Source organism: Thiocapsa bogorovii (genome assembly GCF_021228795.1).
Taxonomy (GTDB): Bacteria; Pseudomonadota; Gammaproteobacteria; order Chromatiales; family Chromatiaceae; genus Thiocapsa; species Thiocapsa bogorovii.
In genome coordinates, this window is the sequence record NZ_CP089309.1 from 4,957,751 (window position 1) to 4,980,469 (window position 22,719).

Annotated in this window: 19 protein-coding genes; 7 read left to right on the forward strand and 12 right to left on the reverse strand. The window is 63.6% G+C overall.

Features of this window, described 5'->3' with window-relative positions:
• Positions 1-7: 7 nt before the first annotated feature.
• From LT988_RS22085 to cysZ, 3 genes are all read right to left on the reverse strand, one after another.
• The gene (locus LT988_RS22085) at positions 8-3,082 is read right to left on the reverse strand and encodes an efflux RND transporter permease subunit (RefSeq protein ID WP_232407661.1); all 3,075 of its coding nucleotides are present in this window, start codon (positions 3,080-3,082) and stop codon (positions 8-10) included.
• Positions 3,079-4,245 carry an efflux RND transporter periplasmic adaptor subunit gene (locus LT988_RS22090; RefSeq protein ID WP_232407662.1) on the reverse strand — a complete coding sequence of 389 codons (1,167 nt, stop codon included), beginning with the start codon at positions 4,243-4,245 and terminating at the stop codon, positions 3,079-3,081. Before LT988_RS22090 ends, LT988_RS22085 begins: the two co-directional genes overlap by 4 nt.
• 87 nt (positions 4,246-4,332) lie before the next feature.
• Positions 4,333-5,514 (reverse strand): sulfate transporter CysZ, encoded by a 1,182-nt coding sequence (cysZ, locus tag LT988_RS22095; protein ID WP_232407663.1) that lies wholly within the window; start codon positions 5,512-5,514, stop codon positions 4,333-4,335.
• Positions 5,515-5,909: 395 nt separating this feature from the next.
• Here cysZ and LT988_RS22100 point away from each other — a divergent pair, with 395 nt between their 5' ends.
• Both LT988_RS22100 and LT988_RS22105 read left to right on the forward strand, forming a co-directional pair.
• Positions 5,910-7,439, forward strand: coding sequence for a hypothetical protein (locus LT988_RS22100; protein ID WP_232407664.1), 1,530 nt, complete (start codon positions 5,910-5,912; stop codon positions 7,437-7,439).
• 156 nt (positions 7,440-7,595) lie between these two features.
• A complete protein-coding gene (locus LT988_RS22105; RefSeq protein ID WP_232407665.1) occupies positions 7,596-8,651 on the forward strand; it encodes a DUF2333 family protein in 1,056 nt (351 codons plus the stop codon).
• A gap of 37 nt (positions 8,652-8,688) precedes the next feature.
• On the opposite strand, the gene cysC is transcribed toward LT988_RS22105, so the two are convergent.
• From cysC to LT988_RS22135, 6 genes are all read right to left on the reverse strand, one after another.
• Positions 8,689-9,348, reverse strand: a complete 660-nt coding sequence (gene cysC / locus LT988_RS22110; protein ID WP_232407666.1) for an adenylyl-sulfate kinase — start codon at positions 9,346-9,348, stop codon at positions 8,689-8,691.
• Between the two features lie 223 nt (positions 9,349-9,571).
• Positions 9,572-9,760: a hypothetical protein gene (locus LT988_RS22115; RefSeq protein WP_232407667.1), complete on the reverse strand. Its 189-nt coding sequence runs from the start codon at positions 9,758-9,760 to the stop codon at positions 9,572-9,574.
• 233 nt (positions 9,761-9,993) lie between these two features.
• Positions 9,994-10,299 carry an SCO4225 family membrane protein gene (locus LT988_RS22120; RefSeq protein ID WP_232407668.1) on the reverse strand — a complete coding sequence of 102 codons (306 nt, stop codon included), beginning with the start codon at positions 10,297-10,299 and terminating at the stop codon, positions 9,994-9,996.
• Positions 10,300-10,565: 266 nt separating this feature from the next.
• Positions 10,566-11,696 carry an ABC transporter ATP-binding protein gene (locus LT988_RS22125; RefSeq protein WP_232407669.1) on the reverse strand — a complete coding sequence of 377 codons (1,131 nt, stop codon included), beginning with the start codon at positions 11,694-11,696 and terminating at the stop codon, positions 10,566-10,568.
• Entirely contained in the window at positions 11,680-13,326 is a 1,647-nt protein-coding gene (locus LT988_RS22130; protein WP_232407670.1) for an ABC transporter permease, read from the reverse strand. Before LT988_RS22130 ends, LT988_RS22125 begins: the two co-directional genes overlap by 17 nt.
• 100 nt (positions 13,327-13,426) lie before the next feature.
• Positions 13,427-14,470, reverse strand: coding sequence for a Fe(3+) ABC transporter substrate-binding protein (locus LT988_RS22135; protein ID WP_232407671.1), 1,044 nt, complete (start codon positions 14,468-14,470; stop codon positions 13,427-13,429).
• A 318-nt stretch (positions 14,471-14,788) separates the two neighbouring features.
• Between LT988_RS22135 and sufB the strand changes: the two genes are divergently transcribed.
• The 4 genes from sufB to LT988_RS22155 all read left to right on the forward strand — a co-directional run bounded on the left by sufB (position 14,789) and on the right by LT988_RS22155 (position 19,162).
• Complete coding sequence (sufB, locus tag LT988_RS22140) at positions 14,789-16,234, forward strand: Fe-S cluster assembly protein SufB (RefSeq protein ID WP_232407672.1); 1,446 nt, start codon at positions 14,789-14,791, stop codon at positions 16,232-16,234.
• 214 nt (positions 16,235-16,448) lie between these two features.
• On the forward strand, positions 16,449-17,204 hold the full coding sequence (gene sufC / locus LT988_RS22145; protein ID WP_232410634.1) for a Fe-S cluster assembly ATPase SufC: 756 nt from the start codon (positions 16,449-16,451) through the stop codon (positions 17,202-17,204).
• Entirely contained in the window at positions 17,201-18,526 is a 1,326-nt protein-coding gene (gene sufD, locus LT988_RS22150; RefSeq protein WP_232407673.1) for a Fe-S cluster assembly protein SufD, read from the forward strand. Before sufC ends, sufD begins: the two co-directional genes overlap by 4 nt.
• 231 nt (positions 18,527-18,757) lie before the next feature.
• Positions 18,758-19,162, forward strand: a complete 405-nt coding sequence (locus LT988_RS22155) for an SUF system Fe-S cluster assembly protein (RefSeq protein WP_232407674.1) — start codon at positions 18,758-18,760, stop codon at positions 19,160-19,162.
• Positions 19,163-19,174: 12 nt separating this feature from the next.
• Here LT988_RS22155 and LT988_RS22160 read toward each other — a convergent pair whose 3' ends face one another.
• The 3 genes from LT988_RS22160 to LT988_RS22170 form a co-directional block, all read right to left on the reverse strand.
• The gene (locus LT988_RS22160) at positions 19,175-20,341 is read right to left on the reverse strand and encodes an alkaline phosphatase family protein (protein WP_232407676.1); all 1,167 of its coding nucleotides are present in this window, start codon (positions 20,339-20,341) and stop codon (positions 19,175-19,177) included.
• A 368-nt stretch (positions 20,342-20,709) separates the two neighbouring features.
• Positions 20,710-21,522, reverse strand: coding sequence for an undecaprenyl-diphosphate phosphatase (locus tag LT988_RS22165; RefSeq protein ID WP_232407677.1), 813 nt, complete (start codon positions 21,520-21,522; stop codon positions 20,710-20,712).
• 77 nt (positions 21,523-21,599) lie between these two features.
• Positions 21,600-22,340 (reverse strand): 4'-phosphopantetheinyl transferase family protein, encoded by a 741-nt coding sequence (locus LT988_RS22170; RefSeq protein WP_232407678.1) that lies wholly within the window; start codon positions 22,338-22,340, stop codon positions 21,600-21,602.
• Positions 22,341-22,479: 139 nt separating this feature from the next.
• On the opposite strand from LT988_RS22170, the gene LT988_RS22175 reads away from it, so the two are divergent.
• Positions 22,480-22,695 (forward strand): hypothetical protein, encoded by a 216-nt coding sequence (locus LT988_RS22175; protein ID WP_232407679.1) that lies wholly within the window; start codon positions 22,480-22,482, stop codon positions 22,693-22,695.
• The last annotated feature ends 24 nt before the right edge of the window (positions 22,696-22,719 follow it).

Here is a 22,719-nt window from a genome sequence, read left to right on the forward strand (position 1 = left end):
CCGACGATCAGGACTGTCGCGCCGGTTCGGGGGGCTGGACACCGATGGTGCGGTGTCGCTCCGGCGAGAGGAGCATGTAGAACGCGGGCACCACGAAGAGCGTGAAGAGCGTGCCGATCCCAAGCCCGGTGACGATCACCAACCCGATGTCGAAGCGGCTGACGGCGCCTGGACCGCTGGCGGTCAGAAGCGGGATCATGGCGACCAACATCGAGACCGTCGTCATCAGGATGGGGCGCAGCCGGATCGAAGACGCTTGCTCGACCGCTTCGCGTTTGGACAGACCTTCGCGCTCGCGAAGCTGGTTGGCAAACTCCACGATCAGGATCCCGTTCTTGGCGATCAGACCGATCAGCGTGATGAGCCCGACCTGGGTATAGATGTTGACGCTGGCGAACCCGAGAAAGAGGAAGGCGAGGGCGCCTGCGATGGTGAGCGGGACGGACATGAGGACCACGAAGGGGTCACGCCAGCTCTCGAACTGAGCGGCCAGCACCAGGTAGATGATCAGGAGCGAGAGGAAGAAGGTCACCTCGAGTGCGGCACCCTCGGTCTTGAACTGACGCGACTCGCCCTTGTAGTCCCAGCGCACGCCGCGCGGGAAGAGTGCGGAGGCCTCTTGCTCGAGATAGGCGAGGGCGGCCCCCAAGGGCACGCCGGGCGTCATGACGCCCGAGAGAGTGATGGCGTTGAGCTGCTGGAACTGGACGCGTTTTGAGGGCTCGACCTCGTCGTGGACCTCGATCAGGGCCGATAGCGGGATCAGATCGCCCGCAGCGTTACGGACATAAAAATCCCGTAACGTTCCGATATCATTGCGGAATTGCTGTGCGACCTGAGGAATGACCTGATAACTGCGGCCTTCGAGGCTGAACCAGTTGACGTAGTCCTCGTTGAGCATGGCTGAGAGACTGCGTCCGAGATCGGCCATGCTGATCCCGAGATCGCCGGCGAGATCGCGATCGACCTCGAGGACGGTGCGCGGCCGCTCGTACTTGATGTCCTTGCTCAGGAACATGAAGTTTCCGCTGGCCATGGCCTTTCCGAGCAGCTGGTCGGCGAGTGAGTCGAGCTCGGCGAAGGGGCGATCCGACAGCACGACGAACTCGACCGGAATCCCGTTGCCCGGTGTGGGCAGGCTCGGTCGGGGGAAGACCACCGTTTGCATGCCGGTGATCTCCCCGAGCATGCCCTGGAGCTGCGGCTGGATATCCATCTGGGAACGCTCGCGCTCCGACGGCGGCGACATCTTGAAGCCGCCGAAGGTCATGCTTTGGTCCCCGCCCATGCCGGCGATGATGAAGCTCTCCTTGTACTCGGGAAAGGACTCGAACATCGGCAGCATCTCGTCGATATACCGAAGATTCAGGTCGACGGTGGCGGTCTGGGGCGTGGTGCCCATGAAGAACAGGATGCTCTGATCCTCGGTCGGTGCCAGCTCCTTTTTTGTCATCGAGTACATCCCGTAGATGGCGGCCAGGATGACGACGGCGACCAAGAGGGTGACACCCGGATATTTGAGCCACCCGTGCAGCAAGCGCCGATAGCCCTCGGCAAGTCCGGTGAAGACGTGCTCGACGCCGCGCTCGAAACGGCCTTGTTCGCTCCCGGCACGAAGGACGTGCCCTGCCAGCATCGGCGAGAGGGTCAGGGCGACGATACCCGAAACCACCACGGCTCCGGCGAGGGTGAAGGCGAACTCGGTGAAGAGGGATCCGACCAGCCCGCCCATGAAGCCGATGGGCGCGTAGACGGCAACCAATGTCGTGGTCATGGCGATGATGGGCATGGCCAGCTCGCGCGCGCCGTCGATCGCCGCCTGCGTTCCGCTCTTGCCCATCTCGATGTGTCGGTGCACGTTCTCGACCACGATGATGGCGTCGTCGACAACAAGACCGATCGCCAGAACCATTGCAAGCAATGTCAAGAGGTTGATCGAGAAACCCAGGAGCAACATGATAAACCCGGCGCCGACGATCGAGAGTGGCACCGCGACCGACGGGACCAGGGCGGCACGGATCGAGCCGAGCGAGAGAAAGATCACGAGCAACACGATCAGCACCGCTTCGGCGAGCGTCTTGAAGACCTCGGTGATGGATTCCTGGATGAACTCGCTCGCATCGTAGGGCACGAACGCCTTCAGACCTTCCGGGAACTGGGTCTCGAGCTCGGGCATCAGGTCGCGCACGCGTGCGGCGACGTCGAGCGGATTGGAGCCCGGCGCGGGCTCGATGCCGATGAAGATGGCCGGGATGCCCTTGTAGAGCGTTGCGGAATCATAGGTCTTGGCACCCATCTCGACCTCGGCGATGTCGTCGAGGCGAATCAGGGTGTCGTCTTGGGTGCGCACCACCAGGCGCTGGAAATCCTCGACCCGGCTGACGTCCGTGGTCGCCGACAGATCGATCTGGACCTGATCGCCGCGAAGCCGCCCGATACCGGCGAGATAGTTGTTTTCGGCGAGCACGCGGGCGACCTCGTCGCCGCTGACACCGAGCGAGGCCATGCGCGCGGGGTCGAGCCAGATCCGCATCGCGAAGGTTTGATCGCCGAAGATCTCGGCCTTGGCGATGCCTTCCAGCGCCTGGAGCTGGGGCTGGACGACCCGGATGAGGTAGTCCGTGATCTGAGGAAGCGTCATCTCCTCGCTGTAGAAGGCGAGATACATGAGTGCGGTCGAGTCTCCGGTCGTGGAGTCGATGACCGGGTTCTGCGCGGCCTCGGGCAGCACGTTGAGGCGGCTGGCGACCTTCGCCTGAATCTCGGCGACGGCGGCGTTGGGGTCGTAGTTGAGGCGCATGTTCGCCTCGATGACCGACACCCCGGCGGTGCTGGTGCCGACCAGATATTCGATCCCGTTGGCTTCGGCAACCGCCTGCTGGAGGGGTGTCGTGATGAAGCCCTGGACCAGATCGCTGCTGGCGCCGGGGTACGCGGTCGTGATGGTGACGACGGTGTTTTGTGTCGCCGGGTATTGGCGGATCTCCAGGTCGACGAAGGCACGGATGCCGAGGATGAAGATCAGCAGGCTGACGACGGTGGCAAGGACCGGGCGGTGGACGAAGATGTCGGTGAATTTCATGTCGCCGTGTCCTCGGGGCCGTGTCCGGATTCGGACTCGGACTCGGGTTCAGGGGTGTGCTCGGGCTCGGATGGACTGGCGGCGGGCGCCTCGATCCCCGCATCGACGATCCGGACCTCTTGCCCGTTGCCGAGCTTCACTTGCCCGGACAAGACGACACGGTCGCCCTCGGCGAGCCCCTCCAACACCGCGATCTCGTCCCCGCGCACTGCGCCTGTGCGGACTTGGCGACGCTCGACGAGGGTCTTGCCATCCTCCTCGCGGATGACGAAGACCGCGTCGCCGTAGGTATTGAAGGCGATGGCTTCACGCGGGATGGTCAGCACCGCGTCCTCGCGCGGCAAGAGGGTCGCGACCCGAGCAAACATCCCGGGGCGAAGCGCCAGATCCGGATTGCTCAGGCCCGCACGGACACGAACATTGCGGGTGCCCTGATCGATCCCAGGACTGATGACCTGAATGGCTCCGTCGAAGCTTCGGTCCGGATGGGCGGAGACGCGCACCTGCACCCGTTGCCCGACCTTCAACAGGCCCAGGTGGCGCTCGGGCAGAGCGAAGTCGACATAGATGGGATCCAGGGTTTGAAGCGGGACGATCGAAGATCCTTCTGCGAGGAACTGCCCGAGGTCGATCTGGCGAATGCCGAGTTGTCCATCGAAGGGCGCGCGGATCGTCTTCTTCTGGATCGTGGCCTGCTTGGCCTTGACCTGTGCGCGGGCCTGGTCGAGTTGCGCGCTGATCTCGTCGAAGTCGCCTTGGGCAACGGCGCGCTCCTTGAGAAGCGAACGGTTGCGGTCGACCTTGATCTGCGCGAGTCGCTCCGCGGCCAGCAATCCCTCCAGGTCGGCGAGATCGACCTCGTCGGCCAGCCTGACCAGGATGTCGCCTTTCTTGACCATTGCACCCGATTCGAACTCGATGGCCGTGACCTGTCCGGCCACCTCGTTGTTGACCTCGACGCCTTGGATCGCCTGCAGGGTACCGACCGCCTGCAGTGTGGGCTCCCAGGCGGTCGTCTCGACCGTGACGGCGGTCACCGTCGGCGCCGGCATGGGTTGCGAGAACATGGCGATCTCGGACTGGATCTGACTGTATTTGACGTAGGCGAGGGCGCCGATCACTGCGGCCAGCACCATCAACACAAGCAGAATACGGACGAACATGGGCGGGTTGTGCCTCTAGCTGTGGATACGCCTTTGAAGTGGCTTCGGGTCGCTGTGTTTAGGGATCCGAAGCCCTCTGCGATGGGGTCAGTCCGATAGGACCTGTTTCGCCTCGTTGATCTTGGATGCCAGATAGTCCGAGCCCCCTCGGTCGGGGTGAAGACGCTGGATCAGTCGCCGGTGAGCGCTCCGAACCTCTTGCGGAACCGCATCGAGACCGATGCCGAGGATGGCGCGCGCTTCGTCCGGATGCATCCTTTCGATCGGTGCCCGCGGAGTCTCGGCGTTTCGGCGGCGCGGTGCCTCTTCCGTCTTGCGACCGCGCTCGCGATCGAGGTACACCTCGAGCGCCTCGGCCGACTCGGGGTCGCCCGCATAGCAGGTCTCGAGCATCTCGACGAGATCCTCCGTCGGGATCTGATCGAGTGAACGCCCGGCATCTGGCCCGACCAGTACCTCGCCGCCGATCCGACCCGAGAGATGGTCGATCTCGAGCAGGACGCAGCGCGTGGCGACACGAGACCGGGTCGGACTCTGATAGTTGCTCGCGCCCTTCAGCTCACGAACCCACATCGCGGTGGCGCCTGCCACCGCGCTCGGCATCAGAACGAAATTGACCAGCGGCACCATGCTCAGCATCGCCGCAGAAGCGCCGAAACCAAGGCTCATGCCGCGTTGCTGGCCCAGACGTCGGCGCATCTCGCGAAACTTCATCCCGTGGTTTCCCATCGGATAATCCGAGTACTGAACGGCCAATACCCAGGCAATGTAGAGAAACCAGAGGATCTGTCCAACGATGGGTACAAATAGCAAGAGCAGGAAAGGAATCCCAAGAACAAGGGCATAAAGCAGTTTTCGGAGCTCTTCGACGAGCGTCGGCACGATGTCGGACATGACGCCGGCAAGGGTGCTGCCCTCACAGAGCGGGCGCTCGGTCAGCATTCGCTCGACCTTCTCGGCCAAGAGGCTGTTGAAGGGCGAGGCGATCAGGTTTGCCACCAGCGCAAAGAGGTTGAAGACCACGACGAGCAAGACCAGGACGAAAAGAGGCCAAAGAACCCAGTCCAGCCAGCCGAGCCAGCTCGGAAGGCGTGCGTCGAGGGTCGCGAGGGCGTTCTCGAACACACGCACGCCCAGGGCGATGGCTGCGGCGAAGATCAGAACGTTGACCGCGAGCGGGACAACGACGAACCGCCGCAACCCGGGTCGGGTGATCAGCCGGATGCCCTGGAGCAGGTATCCGGCACCTGAGAGGGGGTTGGTTGCCATAGCGATCACGGGCGGCCGCAGCCTTGGTTAGTCGTGTGAGTGCGAAGCCGGGTCCCGCAACCACGGGTCGGCATGGGCGTCCGTGCGCGTCTCGGCGGGCGGGCGACATCCGTAGCAGTATATCCGGGGCGCCCGGGATGCGGCAGTCGATCAGCGACTTCCGCATGACGACTCAAGAGGTGCCGAGACGGCTGCGTCTGTGTGTGAGCCCCTCGCTTGCCTCAGTGAGCCTGAGGTGCTGGGAGCCCGAGCGCGCGCCTCTCCGCGGGCCCCATTGCATCGCGATTGTCGTTCTCGATAGTGGTTCTCCCTTGAACCCGCGCGCCTATTCAGGCAGCCTAAGCGGGTTTTATGACCAAATCCATTTTTAATCGTCCCACACGAGGATCAACCAGATGAAAGAGGTCGTGGCCACGCTCGCACAAGCGCGGGCAAAACTGGCGACTATCGATATCGGTAAGACGTCCGTCTGGACCGTGGCCGTCGTGACTGTTGTCGGAACCCTGTACGTCACGCTTGCAGACCCTTTCGAGGCACCCGCACCTCTTTCGCCGATTCAAGTCGCCGCGAATCTTGCGCCCATCGGGACGGTGGCGGTGACGGCGCCGCCGCCGTCGGCTGCCGCGCCCGCGGGGGGCGCAACCGAGCCGGCGCCTGCGGTGAGCGCAACCGAGCCTGCGTCTGCGCCCGAGCCCATGGCGCAGGCAACTGCCGACGAGGCGCCCGCGGAGGCCGAGGCAGCTCCGTCCCGAGTGGCCGGCGCGTCGCACTTCGCGCCCTTGCCGGCGGCGCCTGCAGCAAGTACGGCTCCACCGGAGCAGGTGTCGGAGGAGGCCGCACAAGTCCCTGCCGAGCAAGCCCCTGCCGAGAAGGTCTCTACGGTACCTGAGACTGCTCGGTTGGAGGCGGCCGGGGCCAGCCATTTCGCGCCCCTGCCGGTAGCGCCCGTGTCGGCGCCTGAATCCTTGCCGGCGGTGGAATCCGCTGCGGCCGAAACCGCTTCGGCAACTGGTCCCGAGGCCGAGGCTCCAACTGTCCCCGAGACCGAGAGTGAGGTGCCAACGGCCGATGCCGGACCGGCCGGAGAGCCGCTTCCGGTGACGCCCACGCCTCCGGCGGTCCGCCCGCCGAAAGACTATCGGATGCCGCATTTTGCGCCCCTCCCGGGTTCGAAGACGGCCGCTCCGCCGAGCCCTGAGGTGACGCCTTCCCTAGCGCATCCGACGCTTCCGAACCTTCCGGATGAGCGAGCTCCGGTCGTCGCGGCTCCGCCGGCTGCTGCGCCCGTCGAGGAGTCTGCCGTCGCCGAGGGCACGCCCGAGGAGCCGGCCGCGCCTCAGGATTCTGCGCCCACGACCCCGGACTCCCTCATTGAGGTGCCGGTGGTCGTCGTGCCGTTGGCCGCGGATCTTGCTTCCGAGCCTCCGGCGACGGCGCCCGCGCCGGCCGAAGCGCACATGATCGAGGCGGAGGTTGTCGAGGCGCCGCTGATCAAGACGCCGGCGTCCCCCGAGTCGCCTGCCGTGCCGAACGAGCCGCCGGTCGCTGCCGCACCGGCTCCGGCAGAGGCACCGGTTGCTGCGGCACCGGCTCCGACAGAGACGCCCGTCGCGGCAGAGGCTCCTGCTCCGGCAGCGGCTTCGGCAGAGGCACCTGCTGCGATAGAGGCAGCCGCTCCGGCAAAGGCACCTGCTGCGACAGAGGCAGCGGCTCCGGCAGCGGCACCTACTGCGACAGAGGCAGCCGCTCCGGCAGAGGCACCTGCTTCGGCAGAGGCCCCCGTCCCGGCGGAGGCCCCCGCCCCGACCCCGAAGCCGGCCGTTATCGCGCCGGTCGTGCCTGCCCCCGCAACGGAGGTCGTTCCGAATCCGCCCGTTGTCGAGCCGATGCCACGTTGGATGAATCACTTCGGACCCATGCGCTAGAGCGCCCTTTCCGCATCGGCCCCGCTCGATGGGCCGGTGCGGGTGTTGCCGGCCAGACGCCTGACGTCGCAGTCGCAAGGTCGACGTCGCTTTGAGGTTCCCGAGCGACACGGCGGGCCCGCGAACGCATAAGCCCCAAAAAATACGGAGAACGTGATGGAAAAGCCGCACCTCCCCAAGACGGTGACCGAAGTCGTCAAGCTCTACGATCCGCGGACTTGGCGCGAGAAGGGGCTGTGGTGGACAGCGGGGTTGTTCGTCGTCACCTACATCCTGGTGATTACGATCCTCGCGGTCTTCTGGTCGCGCTCGCCGGCGACCTTCGACGTCCGGGAAAAAGCAGCGAGCTTGGCCGGCGGCGATACCTCGACCCTTGTCACGGGCACCTACACGACGGCGGTCGCCATCGGTATCGCCGAGACCCTATTGAACAAGCCCGGCGGCTATCTGAGCAACGACTTGACCCCCCCGGGTCTGTTCCTCGACAACATCCCGAACTGGGAGTTCGGTGCCTTGACCGAGCTGCGCGACTTGGCCCGCGCGATGCGCAACGACTTCGCCCGTTCGCAGTCGCAATCGGTCGAAGATAAGGATCTTCAGGTGGCGGAACCTCAGTTCAGCTACGACTCCGAGTCCTGGATCCTTCCGTCGACCGAGTCGGAATATCGCAAAGGGGTCGAAGCGATGTACCGTTATTTCGCTCGACTCAGCGACGGAAACAAGGGGGACGGGCAGTTTTTTGCGCGGTCCGACAATCTGAGATCTTATCTCGCTGTCGTCGAAAAGCGGTTGGGCAGCCTCGCGCAACGCCTCTCATATGCCGTCGGGCAAGCGCAGCTCGATCTGTCGCTTGCCGGCGACCCGAGCGCCCGGGAGGCCCGCCCGACCGACGAGGTGATGCGCAACAAGACACCCTGGCTGGACATCGACGATGTCTTCTTTGAGGCGCGAGGCTATACCTGGGCCTTGATGCAGACCTTGCAGGCCCTGTCGATCGATTTCGAGGCCGTGCTGAAGGACAAGACCGCGCAACGATCGCTCGAAGAGATCATCCGCGAGCTCGGTAACACGCAGAATCCCATCTGGAGTCCCCTGATCCTGAACGGAACGGGATTCGGTCCGATGGGTAATCATTCGCTCGTGATGGCGTCCTACATCTCGCGTGCAAACGCGGCGATCATCGATTTGCGTAATCTCTTGGAGAAAGGCTGATCGCCGCGCGACGGCGCGGCGTGCGGCGCGCGGGATCTCAGGCCCTCGGCAGGATGATCCCGCTGTCGCGCAGGTAGGCGATCACCTCGTCGGCCAGAACATCCGGCGGGTTCCGTCCGGCATGGAGTTGAAGCTCCGGTGCGGACGGGGCCTCGTAGGGATCATCGATTCCGGTAAAGCCCTTGATCTCGCCGGCGCGCGCCTTCTTGTAGAGCCCTTTTGGGTCGCGCGTCTCGCAGATCTCAATCGGGGTATCGACGAAGACCTCGATAAAATCCCCTTCCGGCATGGCACGCCGAACCCTGTCACGGTCCGCGCGATAGGGGCTGATGAAGGCGGTGAGGGCGATGATGCCGGCTTGGGCGAAGAGGTGTGCCACCGCACCGATGCGTCGAATGTTCTCTTCGCGATCGATCGCGGAGAAGCCAAGGCCGAAACGCTGGGCGAACTCCTCGCCGTGAACGTCGCGGAGCATCCCGGGACCCGCGTTGAGTGCGTGACGGACATTGTCGCCGTCCAGCACCGCACTGTGGATGCCCTGCTGGTGGAGCCGATGGTCCAGCGTATTGGCGATCGTGCTCTTCCCCGAGCCGCTGAGCCCGGTGAACCAGAGCACACAGCCCTTGTGTCCCTTCATTGCCTCGCGATCCGAGCGAGAGACCTGATGTTCGTGCCAGGTCACATTCGTGTCGTTCATGGTCTATCCTCAAGGCGGTTTTAGATGTGGCGACCCTTCGAAGCAAGAATAATACCGTATTTGAGACTCCGGCCATGCGGCGGACGCGATACGGATCGGCGCGAAGTGGTTTGGAACGCTCTACGCGATCGACCTTGCGGCGGCGTTTTGGCGGACGCTTCGTAAGCGAACGCGAGCCGGAGCATCGCGTTCACAGTCGCGAATGGACGTCGGGCGTCGGCGTTCAGGTTGCAGATGCGCCGGACAGCGAGAACCGCGTTTCGACCGTGCCGCCGCAGCCGACGATGCACTCGTCATGCTGAGTCGTACAGATACTCATGTCCGCCGCCGGGCATGTCTCGGGCCTGACGCAAAGCGCGCCCGGCGTGGCCAGGCAGGCGTCGTGGTCCGCCGAGAGCTGCTCGGCATACATCCGACAGTCGTCCTCGCGGGTCCGTTGTCGCTGCTCGCACTGACTCCGGCTCAATTCGCAGTTTGCCAAACACGCCTGTGCTTGCGGGTCGCTGGGCGGAACCACATGTCTTTCCTGCAGGTGATTTGTGCATCCGGCGGCGGCAAGTATCGCCAAGAGGCCGATCAAAAAGCGTGGCCCGCGTGCTGATAGGATCCAGTCTGCCATCGATGATCTCAATTGGGTCGTTCAGGTCATTGTCGTCTGCGCAAGCGGCGACCGAGTAGATAGAGTAGGGCTGCGTTGATGCCGACGCCGATTGCAAGCAGCGCTAGGTTGAGTGCGGCCGAGTCGATCCCGATGAGACCGCTGATCTGATTCACAAACAGGCTCCATGGTAGCGCAAAGAGGACGAGAAAGATTCCGGATGATGGATCGCCGCCGAACAGCAGCAAGGCGATTGCACCGACCGACACGGCCAGGTAAACGACGATGAGGTTGCGTATCGCCGTCGGGATTTCGCGCTGCGCGACGCTGGTCTTACGGGGGGCTTGTGGCATGATGACCTCCTGCCGATTCGGGGACTGGACGCCGACCATGATCGAGCAGAGTCGGGCCGATTGGGGGCCCATCAGACCAAACCATTCGAACGACCGGGTCGATCGCCCGGTCGTTCGAAGACGGGCAGTGGAGAGACTCCGATGAGCAAAGGTGAAGACAAGAAGAAGGAAGCGAAGAAACAGCCGTTGAAGAACATGAAGGAGAAGCGCGCGGAGAAGAAGGCCAAGAAGGGCGGTCGCAGCGGCTGAGCGCAGACTGTACCGCGTCACCGGGATCCCGGGGCATTTGCGGATGATGTTCGCGCCGGAGGACTGCTTGTGACCGCGTCTTCCGGCGCATTCGGCTCGTCGCCCATGCAGGGAAAGACCACCAAATGGTCGGCTTCAAGCCGGATCCCGATCTCATCCCCGACGGCGTGTTGGTGATGGCTCGGGACCAAACAAAGCACCTCGGTTCCGCTCTCCAACCTCAGCTGATACAGGTATTCGGCACCGCGAAATGCGCGTTCCACGACGACCGCTCGCCTCGGGCTGGTCTCGTCATACAGCATGTCGTCGGGTCGGATCAACACCTCCGCCGTCGATCCGGGCGGCAGACCATGCGGTTTGCTTCCGGCGACGCGTCCGAGCTCCGTCTTCACGCGTGTTTCGTCCACCACGATCGCCGGGAGCAAGACGCCTTGGCCGATGAAACCGGCAACGAAACGATCGGCCGGCTCGTGGTAGAGGCCGAATCCGGTTCCCCATTGACGGATGCTGCCATCGGCGATCACGCCGATCTGATCGGCCATGGCGAAGGCCTCGAGCTGATCGTGGGTGACGAGGATCGCGGTCACGCCCTCGCGTCTGAGCAAATCCCTGACCTCGCGTGCGAGCTGCTCGCGCAGCTCGGCGTCCATGCTCGAGAAGGGCTCGTCGAGCAACAGGATCTCGGGGCGCGGTGCCATGGCGCGGGCGAGGGCGACCCGTTGCTGCATGCCTCCGGAGAGTTCGTGCGGATACAGGGATGCCGCGTGACCTAGGTCGACCAGGTCAAGGAGCTCTGCGACACGATGCTCACGCTCGGCACGCTTGAGTCCGCTCAGGCCAAACGCGACGTTGCGTGCGACCGTGAGGTGCGGGAACAACGCGAAGTCTTGAAAGACCATGCCGACCCGACGTTGCTCGGGGGGGATGGTGTGGCCGGGAACCGAGACGCGGTGTCCGTGCAACAGGACCTCGCCGCGGCTGACCGGCTCGAAACCGGCGATGGCGCGCAGCAAGGTCGTCTTGCCGCAGCCGCTCGGCCCGAGCAGACACCCGATGATGCCATGCTCGAGGACGAAGGACACATCGCGCACGATCGTGGTGTCGCCATAAGCGACGCTGACGTCTCTGACCTCAAGCTGTGTCGGCATTGCGGGACTTGGTGATGGAACGGCTCAGCAGGATAACCGGAACCAAGCCTGCAAGCACGATGGTCAGCGCGGCCGGCGCGGTGTCGGCCAAGCGCTCGTCGGAGGCCAGTTCGTAAGCGCGCACCGCGAGGGTGTTGAAATTGAAGGGCCGCAGGATCAGGGTGGCCGGGAGCTCCTTGAGCACATCGACAAAGACCAAGAGCACCGCGGTGAGCAGGCTGCCTCGGAGCATCGGGATGTGGATGCGTCGCAACACCTGTCCCGGTCGATAACCCATCGCGCGACCGGCCTCGTCCATGGACGGCCGGATGCGCCCGAGCCCCGCCTCGACGGTCTGAAGTGACACGGCCAGGAAGCGCGTTAGATACGCGAAGATCAGCGCGGCCAGGGTTCCGCTCAGCAACAGTCCGGTGGAGACGTCGAAGGTGCGGCGCATCCAGGCGTCCAAGGTATTGTCGAACCAGGCGAAGGGGATGATGACGCCGATGGCGATCACCGTACCGGGAATGGCGTAGCCGAGACCTGCGACCTTCACGGCCGCGGTGACCGTGCGGGTCGGATGCAGGCGCTTGCCGTAACCCAGCACCAATGCAAGCACCAAGGCGATCAGCGCGGCGATCGAGGCGAGCTCGAGGCTATTGCGTACCAAGCCCCAGAAGGCGGCGTCGTAGGCACCCCGGGCGATGGTCAGCGCCCAGGTTGCGAGCTGTCCCGCGGGGATAAGGAAACCCAGCATCAGAGGGGCCGCGCAAAAGACGATCGCCGCGAAGGCGCGCCAGCCGGTGAGGTGGTAACGGCGGATCGATTGATGCCGCCGACTGGTGTCATGGTATCGCGCCTGGCTGCGCGAGATCCGTTCCAGCGCAATCAGCACCAGGACGAAGCCGAGCAGCATCGCCGAGAGTTGGGCCGCGGCCGCCGCGTTGTTCAGACCGAACCAGGTGCGGAAGATCCCGGTCGTAAAGGTTTGCACGCCGAAATACTGCACCGTACCGTAATCGGCCAGGGTCTCCATCAGGGCCAGGGTCAGCCCGGCGACGATGGCCGGGCGTGCCAAGGGCAGGGCGACCGAGAAGAAGGTGCGCCAGGGGCCGTTGCCGAGTGTGCGGCTGACGTCGAGCACGCAGATCGACTGGCTGAGAAAGGCGGCTCGGCCGAGCAAATAAACATAAGGGTAGAGGACCAGGGCGAGCATCGTGGCAGCCCCTTCCAGTGAACGGATCTCGGGAAACCAATAGTCTCCGAAACCCCAGCCGGTCCAGTCCCGCAGGGTGCTCTGAACCGGACCGGCGAAATCAAGCATGCCGGTATAGGTGTAGGCGATGATGTAGGCGGGCATCGCCATGGGTAGGATCAGCGCCCACTCGAACAAGCCGCGTCCCGGAAAGCGACACATGCTTGTCAGCCAGGCCGTTCCGACGCCGCCGACCAGGGTTCCGACGGCCACGCCGAGCATCAACAGCAGGGTGTTGAGGACGTAGTCGGCGAGGACCGTGTCGACGAGGTGCTGCCAGACATCGCCGGCGGGAACCAGGACGAAGCCGACGATCACCAGGACCGGCAGCCCGGTCAAGAGTGCGATCGCGACGATGCCGGCCGACCACAACCCTCGGCGCTCATGCGTGCTCACGATCGCCTCATCTTGAAGAAGGACTGCCTCCGGGTTGCGGGTTGGGCCGCACGAGGGGGCCTGGTCAGGCCCCATTATCCCTTCTCCACCGCTCGTCCGTCTATTTCCAACCGGCGCGGTCCATCAGGCGTACGGCATCCGGACCGAGCTCACCGAGTTTGGAGAGCTGAATGTCGTCTGCTTTGAATTCGCCCCAGGACTCCAGCAGGGCGCTGACCGGCGCGCCGGGGACGACGGGGTACTCTCCGTTGACCTCCGCGTACCAGGCCTGAGAATCCGCGCTGACGAGGAATTCCGCGAGCTTGATCGCCGCATCCTTGTTCTTTGCCGCGCCGGTCATGGCGATGCCGCTGACGTTGACGTGGGCTCCGCGCCCGTCCTGATTGGGCCAGAAGACCCGGACCGCCTCCGCCGCGGACATCTGGGTCGGATCGCCCGAGGTCAGCATTCCGGCGAGATAGTAGGTATTGGCGATGGCGATATCGCATTGCCCGGCCGCTGCGGCGGCGATCTGATCTCGATCGCCGCCTTTAGGAGGACGCGCCATGTTGGCGACGAGACCCGTCGCCCACGTCTCGGTGGACTCGACCCCGTCGGCGGCGATCATGGCGGCGACCAACGACTGGTTGTAGACATTGTCCGAAGAGCGGATACAGATACGACCCTTCCATTCGGGGTCGGCGAGCGCCTCGTAGGTCGTGAGGCTGGTCGGATCGACCTTGCCCTCGACATAGAGTATGGGGCGCGCGCGCAGCGATAAACCGAACCAATGACCTTCGGGGTCACGATAGGCCTCCGGGATCGCCTCGATCAGCACCTGACTGTCGATTGGCTGGGTCACACCGGCCTCTTTGGCACGATAGAGGTTGCCGGCATCGACGGTGATCAACAGGTCGGCCGGCGAGTTGATCCCCTCGCTCTCAAGGCGCTTGAGCAAGGTCTCGGCCTTGTCCGTGACCATATTGACCTTGATGCCGGTCTGCTCCGTGAAACGGTCCAGCAAGGGTTTAATCAGCTCTTCCTTGCGCGCCGAGTAGAGGTTGACCTCCTCTTCGGCCGAGGCGATGCCCGGCGGGATGGCGAAGAGGAGTGCCGCGGCGATCCCGCCGGTGACCGAGGAGATGAGATAGCGTGATGGCGTCATGCAGTAAGGCCTCCTGATGGCCGAGTGTGGGTTGTGGTCGCGATCGTTTTCCGTCCGACATTTATAATAATGGGAACGCTTCGCATTAACAAGTCTGCACTGAATGCGTTGCTAAAATTCGAATATAATCGCGTCATTATTTGAGTGTCGGCGCAGAAACCCTTGAAACCGGGGTGCTGCGCTCGGACATGAGTGACGTCGAGTCTCAAGCCCAGCCAGCCCGATGTGTCCTAGATGTCCTGCGGAATGTTGAATCCCGCCGCGAAGGGCGTATAGTAAATACCCAGTAAAACGCTCAAGAAAACGGAGCCAGGAGAGATGACCTCAACCCAAGCTGTCGACGATATCGTCCGATCCGAGTACGAGCATGGTTTCGTGACCGAGATCGAGTCCGATACCCTGCCGCCCGGTCTGGACGAAGGGGTGGTGCGTGCCATCTCCGCTCGCAAGGGCGAACCTGAGTTCATGACCGAGTGGCGCCTCAAGGCGTACCGGCATTGGTTGACCATGCCGACGCCGCACTGGGCCTCGGTCCACTATCCGCCGATCGATTTCCAGGCGATCTCTTACTTCTCGGCCCCGAAGCGCCCGGAAGACATGCCGAAGAGTCTCGACGAGATCGATCCGGCCTTGCTCGAGACCTATGAAAAGCTAGGCATCCCGATCGAGGAGCAAAAGGCGCTCGCCGGGATTGCAGTGGATGCGGTGTTCGACAGCGTTTCGGTCGCGACGACCTTCCGTTCCGCGTTGGCCGACGCAGGCGTCATCTTCTGCTCCATCTCCGAGGCGGTCCACGATCACCCGGAGCTGATCCAGAAGTATCTCGGCTCGGTGGTTCCGCATACCGACAACTACTATGCGGGACTCAACGCGGCGGTCTTCAGCGACGGCACCTTCGTCTACGTCCCCGAGGGCGTGCGCTGCCCGATGGAGCTCAGCACGTACTTCAGGATCAACGCACGCAACACGGGCCAGTTCGAGCGCACCCTGATCGTGGCCGAAGCCGGAAGCTATGTCAGCTACCTCGAAGGCTGCACTGCACCGCAGCGCGACGAGAACCAGCTCCATGCGGCGGTCGTCGAGCTGATCGCCATGGACGACGCCGAGATCAAGTACTCGACGGTGCAGAACTGGTATCCGGGCGACGCTCAAGGACGCGGCGGTATCTACAACTTCGTCACCAAGCGCGGCGACTGTCGCGGTGCGCGCTCGAAGATTTCATGGACACAGGTCGAAACGGGATCCGCGATCACTTGGAAGTACCCCAGCTGCATCCTGCGCGGCGACGACTCGATCGGCGAGTTCTACTCGGTCGCCGTCACGAAAGGCCGTCAGCAGGCGGATACCGGCACCAAGATGATTCACCTTGGGCGCAACACCCGCTCGACCATTGTCTCCAAGGGGATCTCGGCGGGAGAGGGTCAACAGACCTATCGCGGCCTGGTGCGGATCAGTCAGCGGGCCGAGGGCGCGCGCAACCATACGCAATGCGACTCTCTGCTGATCGGTGACCGCTGCGCCGCCAATACCTTTCCGTATATCGAGGTCAAGCACCCGAGCGCCAATCTCGAGCACGAGGCGACCACCTCGAAGATCAGCGACGACCAGCTGTTCTACTGCCGCTCGCGCGGACTCACCGAGGAAGACGCGGTCTCGATGATCGTCAACGGCTTCTGCAAGGAGGTCTTCAACGAGCTGCCGATGGAGTTCGCAGTCGAGGCGCAGAAGCTCTTGAGTATCAGCTTGGAAGGCGCGGTCGGTTGAACCTACTGAACCGCGTTCGGATAATCATGCGGAATCGGCACACGCGCTCGGTCTCGCAGCGATAGACGCACTTCGCGCGACGGGGTTCAAGTCTTTAAAACGAGATTAAACATATCGATCGCGTCAGCTCGGATGTTGACTCTTCGACCCTCAGCTCGATCCAATCAGAGAATTGAGCATGGCCTGCCGGACGCGATCGATCAGGAGACTTATGATGTTGTCTGTCAAGGGCCTGCGGGCCAATGTCGGTGAGAACGAGATCCTCACGGGGCTCGATCTGGAGGTCGGTCCCGGCGAGATCCACGCCATTATGGGTCCGAACGGTTCGGGTAAGAGCACCTTCTCGCATGTCCTGTCGGGACGCGAGGGTTACGAGGTCACGGCCGGCTCGGTCACCTTCGAGGGGCAGGATCTGCTTGCGCTCGAGCCTGAGGAGCGCGCGCATCTAGGCGTCTTCCTGGCCTTTCAGTATCCGGTCGAGCTGCCCGGCGTCAACAACACCTATTTCCTCAAGGCGGCGCTCAACAGCATCCGCAAGGCCCGCGGCGAGAGCGAGTTGGATGCGGTGTCGTTTCTGCGTCTCATCAAGGAGAAGCTGAAGATCCTGCATCTGAACGACTCTTTGCTGAAGCGCGCAGTCAACGCCGGATTCTCCGGCGGGGAGAAGAAGCGCAACGAGATCTTCCAGATGGCACTGCTCGAGCCCAAGCTTGCGATCCTGGACGAGACCGATTCCGGGCTGGACATCGACGCGCTTCGCGTGGTGGCCGACGGCGTGAATGCGCTGCGCAGCCCCGATCGCTCGATGATCGTCGTCACCCACTATCAGCGTTTGCTCGACTACATCGAGCCCGATCGTGTCCATGTCCTTGCGAAAGGCCGGATCATCCGCTCCGGCGGCAAGGAGCTGGCTCTGGAGCTTGAGGAGAAGGGATACGGCTGGATCCTCGAGCAGGAGCAGGCGGCATGAATGGCGCAGCGTCCACCAGTTTCGACACCTGGCTATCCGCCCGGACGGACGGTGAGATCGGTGCCGGGCTCGATTGGCTTGAGGCGCATCGGCGCAACGCCCTGGACCAAGTGCGCGAGCAAGGCGTTCCGGGCACCAAGCAGGAAGCGTGGCGCTACACCAGTCTGAAGCGACTGATCGAGCAGGGGTTCGCTCGGGTCGAGGACGAGGTCACGGCGCTGCAGCTGATCGACATTGAGGAGCTGCTGATCCCCGAGTTGGACAGCCATCGTGTCGTGATGGTGAACGGACGCTATACGCCGTCGTTGTCGGCACTCGGCGACCTCCCGCGTGGTGTTCGCGTGACCGGTCTGCGGGCCCTGCTCGCAAGCGATCCGGACGCCCTGCGAGAGCGTCTCAACGGCGTAGCCGGCGAGAGCCAGCCGTTGTTTGCGGCACTCAACACGGCGGGTCTGGACGACGGGCTCGTGGTCTTGCTCGACCGAGGTGCGATCCTCGAGCGCCCGATCGAGCTGATCCATCTCTCCGTCGGGATGGACGAGCCGCGCGTTGCACAACCCCGTCACCTGGTTTCGCTTGCCGACGGTGCGCAGGCGACACTGATCGAGCGTTATGTGAGCCTCGGGGAGTCACTCTACTGCACCAACTCGGTCCTGGAACTATCGCTGGGTCGAGACGCCGTGCTGAAGCACGACCGCATCCAGATCGAGAGCCCGAACGCCTTCCACATCACGGGCCTCTACCTGAACCAAGACGCCAATAGTCGTTATGTCGGCGTCAACATCGGTCTGGGTGGAGCCTGGGCGCGCACCGATCTGGTGACCCGCTTCAGTGGGCAGCACGCCGAATGCGACCTTCAGGGACTCTATCTCGCGGGCGATCGTCAATTAATCGACTACCACATCGACGTGGATCACGCGGTTCCGGCGTGTTCGAGCCGCGAGACCTTCAAGGGCATCCTCTACGGCAAGGGTCGAGCGGTCTTTGACGGTCGGGTTGTGGTGGCAAAGGATGCGCAGAAGACCGACGCGGCCATGTCCAACAAGAACCTCATGCTGTCCGAGAACGCCGAGGTCGATACCAAGCCGCAGCTCGAGATCAACGCCGACGATGTGAAATGCAGCCACGGCACGACGGTTGGCCAAATCGAACCCGAGAAGCTGTTTTATCTGCGATCGCGCGGCATCTCCGCGCCGCTTGCACGTCGCATGCTGTGTTTGGGATTCGCCGAGGAGATCATCGATGCTCTGCACAGCGATGCACTGCGCGAAGCGGTGTCGGAGGAGGTCGGGCGACGGCTCGAAACCGCTCCCCTGACCTAAGACGGGGTTCACTCAGGCGGGGTTCAGGGTGTTTTTCGAGAAATGATCCGAAGAGGGCATCGGTACGGACTCCGGGAGAACTTGAGTCGTTGCGGTTCAGAGTCCGAGAACTTAATGACTTGAACCGCGTCCGCTCCGGAGGCGTCGGCTCGACAAGGGTCGAGCCGATCGAAGACATCTCATGTCGCGCCCGACGCGGTCCAACTGAAAATTGTAGTCAAGAGGTCGAGCATGAACAGACTGGCCCGCTTCGCCGGCTTCGGTAAGCATGACGAGGACAATGCGAACACGGCCGTTCTCACGGAGGACGTTCCCGTCGAGCAGATGAACGCCGAGGAGCTCAGGGATCCGATTATCGAGGCGCTTCGCACGGTGCAGGATCCCGAGATCCCCATCAACATCTATGACTTGGGTCTGATCTATCGAGTCGACATCTCGCCGGTCGGCGACGTCTCAATCGACATGACGCTGACCGCGCCGGCCTGCCCGGTTGCCGGCATGATGCCGATCATGGTCAAGGATGCAGTCTCGAAGGTCGAGGGTGTGGGTCAGGTTCAGGTCGAGCTGGTGTGGGATCCGCCGTGGAGTCAGGCACACATGAGCGACGAGGCACGCCTCCAGCTCGGTTTGATGTGACCGCAGCCGCCGTCAGGTCCTCAATAGACACAAGGGGACTCGAAGCTCGGCCTCGCTGAGCCCTCCGTGAACCCCGATCTGCTGATGTGGCTGCTCGAAAGGCAGCCACTGTCGAATCACACCGTTGGCCTTCGGAAGCAGACAGACATCCCCGACACGCTCCATGAAGCGCACATGCTGCCTCCCGGTGCCGAAAAGCCCCTCCTCGACGAGCTGTTCGCTCGCCACCAAGTCGACTCGGTTCACCAAGACATCGCTGCAATAAGCGCGAAAGGCGTCCGCATGGCCGGAGCGCAAATAGCAAAAAGCCGCACGCGGCTCGCCGCACAGCGGAAGTAAGAGGTGGCTTTCGAGCTCGGGATGATCGGCGAGGTCGATCGCATCCGCGGCAGAGGTATCCAATTGGCCGTGATCCGCGCTGATCAACAGCAGGCTGTCCGTGTCGGTGATGTCATGCATGAAGGTCGCGATCTCCTGCTCGATCGCGAGCAGGTGTGCCTGCGCGGCTGGGCTCTCCATCCCATGCTCGTGACCGATGGCGTCCAGTCCTGGCCAGTACAGATAGAGATATTTGGGCTCACGGCGTCGCCCCCAACCGCGCAGAACCCCGGCGGTCCGAGTGAACATGTCGCGCAATCCCTTGAAGACCACCAACTCGCCGCGTCCCAGATGGGCGCGGTTGAAGTCGGAGCGGGCGATATGTGCCGGCGACACCAGGACGCTGCGGGTGGTGATCCGATCGGACACGGGTGTAGTCCCGAAGAGTTTGACCGGATCGATGCCGGCCTGCCGATAGGGCACGCCGCCGAAGCGGGGCGTGCCGGGCAGCACCGTCATCACGCATCCGAGCTCGCCCAGATAGGTATGCCAGCCGGTTAGCCCGTGTACGAGCGGCGCCTCGCCGGTCAGAAAGGTCGGGATCGCAGCCGCCGTCGTCGAGGGAAAGACCGAGGTGAGAGTCGCGCGCCGGGCTCGGCTCAGAATTCCGTCCGGTGATCGCCTGGCGAGCCAATCGGCGCCGAGCCCGTCGATGACCAGCAGAATGAGATTGGTGGCTTGTGCCAGCTCGTCCGTCGGCAGATCGCGCAGGCTCGGGGCGTCGGATCGCCCGCCGCGGGCCTGAATGATGCTGCTCATCAGATTGAGGATGGAGCCGCCGTCGTAGTCCGGTCGCGCCATCCTGGTCGCTTCCGATGGCCGGGGATTGACCATGATTCCACCCCCCGTTGCGTGTTGGTCGGTCAAGGCCGCGCGCGCCGGGCGCACTGCGGCGGCTGCGAGAGCGCGGCGCATCCGTTAGCCGATGATGTCGCCGAGCGGGGTTGCGGTCCACGCGACGATCAGAACGGCCATGATGTCCATCTTCCCGGTGCCGGCCACGCGCGCGCAGGCGATCGAAAGGGTCTGTCCGGAAGCGGGATCACGAATCCTTGAGCCATGCAGGCGACAAACCGCACTGCGAGTCCGTAGCGGTCTAGGACTGGATGCAGGTTGGCGATCCGGGAGGTCGAGGTCATCGCAATTTCGGCGTCGAGACTCGTCGCGGATCACCACACCAGCATCAGGATGACGGCGCCCAGCAGGATTCGGTAGATCACGAAGGGTAGCATGCTGATGCGCTCGATGAATTTCAGGAAGTAGTGAATGGTCAGGTAGGCGAAAACGAATGAAAGGACCGCTCCGAGCAACAGGGACATCCAGTCGACCGGCTCTCCGGCCTGCACCAGATCGAGCGTTTCGAGACCGCCCGCCATGATGATGGTCGGGATCGCGAGGAGGAACGAGAAGCGCGAGGCCGCCTTGCGGGTCAGCCCGAGCATGAGCGCCGCCGTGATGGTGATGCCCGAGCGTGACGTCCCGGGAATGATCGCGATCGCCTGCATGACGCCGACGAACAGGGCCGCCCTCCAGCCGACGCTGTATTCGTCGCGAGCGCGTTTTCCGCTGATGTCCGCCCACCACAGCAGCAACCCGAATCCGATGCTGGTGGCCGCGACGACCAATGCCACCAAGGTCGGGTCGTCACGCAGAACCTCGAGAACCGATTTCAGCGGCAGGCCGAGCAGGATCACCGGCAGGGTAGCGAGGATGATCATCCAGCCGAGGCGGGCATCGGGCGCGTCGAATCTTCGTGTCCGCAGCGATTGCAACACAGCGATCGTCATGGTCGCGATCTCGCGTCTGAAATAGAGCATCACCGCGGCAAGCGTGCCGAGATGCAGCGCGACATCGAAGGCGAGACTCTGCAGCTCGTAGCCGAACAGCAGCGGTGTCAGGATCAGATGTCCCGAGCTCGATATCGGCAAGAACTCCGTAATGCCCTGAACCAGTGCGAGCAAGACAATCTGAATGGTTTCCAACGAACGGCGCTCCTTGGGATTGAAGGGTCGGATTATACGCGGCGTGACGGCCTTTACGCTGCGGCCTCATTGACCGATCATGCCCGCGGCAACAAATCGAATGTCGTCCAGTCCGACACCGGCGGCAGTTTCGGGCTTGCGACTGCGGCGATATAACCCGTCTCCGGGATGCAATGCAGAACGGCCGGCGGCTGTGCGCCGGCGGGTCGGGGCCGGAAGAGACCGCGCCCGTCGGCCTTGGCATCCGCCTCGAGTGCGGTCCAGGCACGGTAGAAACGGGCGAGGCGCTCATGTTGCGGAGCCGATGCGATGTCTCGGACCGCCTCGGGTGCGAACATGCGTTCCGCCACCGCCTCGATGCTATGCCGGGGGCGGATCCACTCGCAGTCCACACCGAGATCGGTGCTTGATCCGACCCCGGAGCACACGGCCACCAAGGCCAGATCGCCGGTGGTCGTAAGATTGAAGGAGAGCGGCACCGCTGGAGAGGCAAGCGCAGGTTTGCCGGCCGGACCGTATGCGAAGCGCAGCGATTCCGGCGGCTCCTCGAGATACCGCGAGAGGATCTCGCGAAGTCCGGCGTGGGCGCGCACATAGCGCTCCCGATAGGGCTGATGGCGCATCCGCGCAGCGCGCGTGCGCTGGCGTGCACCGAGCAGGCTCAGCCCGTGCGCGAGCTCGATCCCCGTTGCGTCGGTGCGGATCCGCCACAGATGGATCTCACCCGATCGGATCGCGCAACGGATCGGCCCGGCGGCCCAATCGATCGTCGGCGGAGCCGCCATTGCCCCGTCTTCATCCTGTCTTTGGATCGACATGCGTTGTGACCTCCATCGTCATCTTCCTATAATCGACAAACTCCCGGCAAACAGGGTGCATCGCTCTTGGTCGGTAAGATGACGATCCAGAGGAGGCGCGCGTGTCGGGCCATCTTGCTCAACGCCGGAGGCCAGGGCTGTGCAGACTCTTGAGCAGTGTCGTGTGGATGCGCGCATCGAGGCGGTGTGCCGCAAGGGTTGCAGCCAGGTCAGGCAAGACATCGCCGCCCTGGAGGCAGGGGCGCAACTGCCCGAGACGCGCGATCTGAGCGAGGAGGAGCGACGCGCCTTGCTTCGCGAGCTCAAGCAGATTATGGCCGTCTACGGCGATGCCTGCCGACTGCCGACGCCCTGAGCCTCTGCGCGCGTCCTGTCGGGG

Coding starts and splice junctions, on each gene's coding strand:
- cysC (WP_232407666.1), bottom strand. CDS start 9,348: ATGAACGACACGAATGTGACCTGGCACGAACATCAGGTCTCTCGCTCG.
- LT988_RS22090 (WP_232407662.1), bottom strand. CDS start 4,245: ATGTTCGTCCGTATTCTGCTTGTGTTGATGGTGCTGGCCGCAGTGATC.
- sufC (WP_232410634.1), top strand. CDS start 16,449: ATGTTGTCTGTCAAGGGCCTGCGGGCCAATGTCGGTGAGAACGAGATC.
- sufD (WP_232407673.1), top strand. CDS start 17,201: ATGAATGGCGCAGCGTCCACCAGTTTCGACACCTGGCTATCCGCCCGG.
- LT988_RS22120 (WP_232407668.1), bottom strand. CDS start 10,299: ATGCCACAAGCCCCCCGTAAGACCAGCGTCGCGCAGCGCGAAATCCCG.
- LT988_RS22085 (WP_232407661.1), bottom strand. CDS start 3,082: ATGAAATTCACCGACATCTTCGTCCACCGCCCGGTCCTTGCCACCGTC.
- sufB (WP_232407672.1), top strand. CDS start 14,789: ATGACCTCAACCCAAGCTGTCGACGATATCGTCCGATCCGAGTACGAG.
- LT988_RS22125 (WP_232407669.1), bottom strand. CDS start 11,696: ATGCCGACACAGCTTGAGGTCAGAGACGTCAGCGTCGCTTATGGCGAC.
- LT988_RS22115 (WP_232407667.1), bottom strand. CDS start 9,760: ATGTATGCCGAGCAGCTCTCGGCGGACCACGACGCCTGCCTGGCCACG.
- LT988_RS22105 (WP_232407665.1), top strand. CDS start 7,596: ATGGAAAAGCCGCACCTCCCCAAGACGGTGACCGAAGTCGTCAAGCTC.
- LT988_RS22160 (WP_232407676.1), bottom strand. CDS start 20,341: ATGGCGCGACCGGACTACGACGGCGGCTCCATCCTCAATCTGATGAGC.
- LT988_RS22100 (WP_232407664.1), top strand. CDS start 5,910: ATGAAAGAGGTCGTGGCCACGCTCGCACAAGCGCGGGCAAAACTGGCG.
- cysZ (WP_232407663.1), bottom strand. CDS start 5,514: ATGGCAACCAACCCCCTCTCAGGTGCCGGATACCTGCTCCAGGGCATC.
- LT988_RS22170 (WP_232407678.1), bottom strand. CDS start 22,340: ATGTCGATCCAAAGACAGGATGAAGACGGGGCAATGGCGGCTCCGCCG.
- LT988_RS22135 (WP_232407671.1), bottom strand. CDS start 14,470: ATGACGCCATCACGCTATCTCATCTCCTCGGTCACCGGCGGGATCGCC.
- LT988_RS22155 (WP_232407674.1), top strand. CDS start 18,758: ATGAACAGACTGGCCCGCTTCGCCGGCTTCGGTAAGCATGACGAGGAC.